This is a genomic window from Mameliella sp. AT18 (genome assembly GCF_028807275.1).
In the GTDB taxonomy this organism is placed as follows: Bacteria; Pseudomonadota; Alphaproteobacteria; order Rhodobacterales; family Rhodobacteraceae; genus Antarctobacter; species Antarctobacter albus.
This window is the reverse complement of sequence record NZ_JARAMO010000275.1, coordinates 1-3,553: the sequence shown is the minus strand read 5'-3', so window position 1 is coordinate 3,553 and position 3,553 is coordinate 1. Positions and strand designations below refer to the sequence as shown.

The window sequence follows — 3,553 nt, the reverse complement described above, 5'->3', positions numbered from 1 at the left end:
CGTACGCCGTTTCCAGCATTTTGTACAAAACCCGTCAGCCCGCCCCTTCCGGCCTCCGGCAAGGCAGGGCCTGCGCGACCAGCGCGCTTTCCCGCGCCCCGGCACCTCGCCTATGCTGCATCTGCTCGCGCTGCGACGCGGCGAATTGACAGCGACATAATCTTTCGCGTATCCCAATCCGGACGCAACAAGATTGCGAACAACGATTCACGCCACGGAGGCCCCGATGACCGAGACCCAGATGCCGCCCCGCGACAAGCCCTGGCTGATCCGCACCTATGCGGGCCACTCCACGGCACAGGCCTCGAACGCGCTATACCGCAACAATCTTGCCAAGGGGCAGACCGGGCTTTCCGTGGCTTTCGACCTGCCGACGCAGACGGGCTACGACAGCGACCACATCCTGGCCAAGGGTGAGGTCGGCAAGGTGGGTGTGCCTGTCTGCCACCTGGGCGACATGCGCACGCTGTTCGACGAGATCCCGCTGGAACAGATGAACACCTCGATGACGATCAACGCGACGGCACCCTGGCTCTTGTCGCTTTACATCGCGGTGGCCGAGGAACAGGGCGCGGATGTGTCCAAGCTGCAGGGCACGGTGCAGAACGACCTGATCAAGGAATACCTGAGCCGCGGCACCTACATCTGCCCGCCGAAACCCAGCCTGAAGCTGATCGGAGACGTGGCTGAATACTGCTATACCAACGTGCCCAAGTGGAACCCGATGAACGTCTGTTCCTACCACCTGCAAGAGGCGGGGGCGACACCTGAGCAGGAGCTGGCCTTTGCGCTGGCCACGGCCACGGCGGTTCTGGACGAGCTGAAGACCCGCGTCCCGGCAGAGGATTTCCCCCGGCTGGTCGGGCGGATCAGCTTTTTCGTGAACGCGGGCATCCGTTTCGTGACCGAGATGTGCAAGATGCGCGCCTTCGTCGACCTCTGGGACGAGATCTGCGCCACGCGCTATGGCGTTGAAGACCCGAAATACCGCCGCTTCCGCTATGGCGTGCAGGTCAACAGCCTTGGCCTGACCGAACAGCAGCCGGAAAACAACGTCTACCGCATCCTGATCGAGATGCTGGCCGTCACCCTGTCGAAAAAGGCCCGTGCCCGCGCAGTGCAGCTGCCGGCCTGGAACGAGGCGCTTGGCCTGCCCCGCCCCTGGGATCAGCAATGGTCGATGCGGATGCAGCAGATCATGGCCTATGAAACCGACCTGCTGGAGTTCGACGACCTCTTTGACGGCAACCCGGCGGTGGATGCCAAGGTCGAGGCGCTCAAAGAGGGCGCGCGGCACGAGCTGTCCCTGATCGACGGCATGGGCGGCGCCGTCGAGGCGATCGAATACATGAAGGGCCGCCTGGTCGACAGTAACGCCGAACGCCTGAACCGGATCGAGCGCGGCGAGACCACGGTCGTGGGGGTCAACAAGTTCCAGCAGGGCGAACCCAGCCCGCTGATGGACGAGGACGGCGGCATCATGACCGTCGACCCGGCGGTGGAACAGGACCAGATCGGGCGACTCAACGCCTGGCGGGCGGAACGCGACGACACGGCGGTCAAGGCCGCCCTGACCGACCTGCGCGCGGCGGCGGCTGCGGGCGAGAACGTCATGCCGGCCTCGATCGCCTGTGCCAAAGCGGGTGTCACAACGGGGGAATGGGCGGCGCAGATGCGCAGCGTCTTTGGCGAGTATCGCGGCCCGACAGGCGTGTCGCGGTCGGTGTCGAACAAGACCGAGGGGCTGGACGACCTGCGCGAGGCCGTGGACGCGGTCAGCGACAAGCTGGGCAAGCGGCTGCGCTTCCTTGTGGGCAAGCCGGGACTGGACGGACATTCCAACGGCGCCGAGCAGATCGCCTTTCGCGCCCGCGACTGCGGCATGGAGATCGACTATGAAGGCATCCGCCTGACCCCGGAACAGATCGTCGAGGCCGCCAAGGACGGCGCGCATGTGGTCGGCCTGTCGATCCTGTCGGGCAGCCATATCCCGCTGGTCGAGGACCTGATGACCCGGATGCGCACCGAGGGGCTTGGCCATGTGCCGGTGATCGTCGGCGGGATCATTCCCGACGAGGACGCCCGGCGCCTGAAAGGCATGGGCGTGGCGCAGGTCTATACCCCCAAGGACTTCGAGTTGAACACGATCATGCGCGATATCGTGACCCTGGTCGATCCGGCCTCTGTCGCCGCCGAATAGGCAGATATTCCGAAAATCGGACATGATCCTTTGAAAAGGCCCCGCGCAACTGGCGGGGCCTTTTCCATTTACATCTGTCGCCATATCGCGTCAGGTCTTTGACAGCTTTCGAAATAGGAAGAAAACCTCCGCCCGGCATATCGAAATTTCGTTACGCTACGGCGCGCGCTTGACTCACCATATTTTGACACAAAATAGCAGTTGAAAGCTGTCAAAATCGGGTGGAGAACCCGCCAATCTTGAAAAACGGAGAAATGACATGGATATCGATCTGGAAGCTCTTTCGCGTGATGAACTTCAGCAATTGATTTCCGACGCTCAAAAAGCCCTGAAATCGGTCGATGCGCGCCGCCGCGCAGAGGCGAAACGCGCGGCGGAAAAAGCCGCGAAAGAATTCGGTTTCTCGCTGGACGAGGTTCTGGATGCCGGACCCAAAGGCAGCAAGGGCGCGCCGAAATACGCGAACCCGGCCGATCCCTCGCAAACCTGGACGGGCCGTGGCCGCAAACCCAACTGGGTGATCGCGGCGCTCGAAGAAGGCAAGACGCTCGACGATCTCGCTCTTTGAGATGACGATCCATATCGGGGCCGCGCCCGGAGACATCGCGGAAACGGTACTGATGCCCGGAGACCCCCGCCGCGCGAAATGGGCGGCGGAAAACTTTCTGCAAAACACCACCTGCATAAACGATGTCCGCGGCATGTCGGGATTCACCGGCACATGGCAAGGACACCGGGTCACGATACAGGGATCGGGCATGGGAATGCCCAGCCTGTCGATCTATGCCAATGAACTGATCCGCGACTACGGCGCGAAAACGCTGATCCGCATCGGGTCATGTGGCGGGATGCAGAATCATGTCGGGCTGCGCGATATCGTGATCGCTATGACTTCGACCACGCTTTCGACTCCATCCAGTGGCTTTTTCCGGGAATTGAATTTCGCGCCCTGCGCGGATTTCGGATTGCTGGAACGGGCGGTTGCGGCGGCGCGCGGACATGGAGTCACGACCCATGTCGGCGGGATCTATTCCTCGGACGTGTTCTACGACGAGCGTCAGGACCTGAACGACCAGATGGTGCGCCACGGCATCCTGGCGGTCGAGATGGAGGCGGCGGAACTATACACGGTGGCCGCGCGGTTCGGGGCGCGGGCGCTGGCGGTGCTGACGGTCTCGGACCACCTGCCGACGGGCGCGGCCCTGTCGTCGGACGAACGCGAAAGCTCGTTTGGCGAGATGGTGGAAATCGCGCTGGAAGCCGCCTTTGCATGACGGCTTGGCGGGGGGACCCCGCCCTGCCCGGCGCGGATGACCAAAAGGAAATGCGAGGGGCCAGCCCCTCGCGCTCCCC

3 protein-coding genes are annotated in these 3,553 nt (G+C 63.1%); all 3 read left to right on the top strand.

Features of this window, described 5'->3' with window-relative positions:
* The first annotated feature begins 226 nt into the window (after positions 1 to 226).
* The 3 genes from PVW46_RS22610 to deoD all read left to right on the top strand — a co-directional run bounded on the left by PVW46_RS22610 (position 227) and on the right by deoD (position 3,474).
* Positions 227 to 2,200, top strand: coding sequence for a protein meaA (locus PVW46_RS22610; protein ID WP_069209179.1), 1,974 nt, complete (start codon positions 227 to 229; stop codon positions 2,198 to 2,200).
* A 259-nt stretch (positions 2,201 to 2,459) separates the two neighbouring features.
* Entirely contained in the window at positions 2,460 to 2,768 is a 309-nt protein-coding gene (locus PVW46_RS22605; RefSeq protein WP_043136375.1) for an H-NS histone family protein, read from the top strand.
* A gap of 1 nt (position 2,769) precedes the next feature.
* Positions 2,770 to 3,474, top strand: coding sequence for a purine-nucleoside phosphorylase (deoD, locus tag PVW46_RS22600; RefSeq protein WP_069209180.1), 705 nt, complete (start codon positions 2,770 to 2,772; stop codon positions 3,472 to 3,474).
* The last annotated feature ends 79 nt before the right edge of the window (positions 3,475 to 3,553 follow it).

What these genes read in the sequence shown, in the direction of transcription:
- PVW46_RS22605 (WP_043136375.1), top strand. Translation starts at nt 2,460, where the DNA reads ATGGATATCGATCTGGAAGCTCTTTCGCGTGATGAACTTCAGCAATTG.
- deoD (WP_069209180.1), top strand. Translation starts at nt 2,770, where the DNA reads ATGACGATCCATATCGGGGCCGCGCCCGGAGACATCGCGGAAACGGTA.
- PVW46_RS22610 (WP_069209179.1), top strand. Translation starts at nt 227, where the DNA reads ATGACCGAGACCCAGATGCCGCCCCGCGACAAGCCCTGGCTGATCCGC.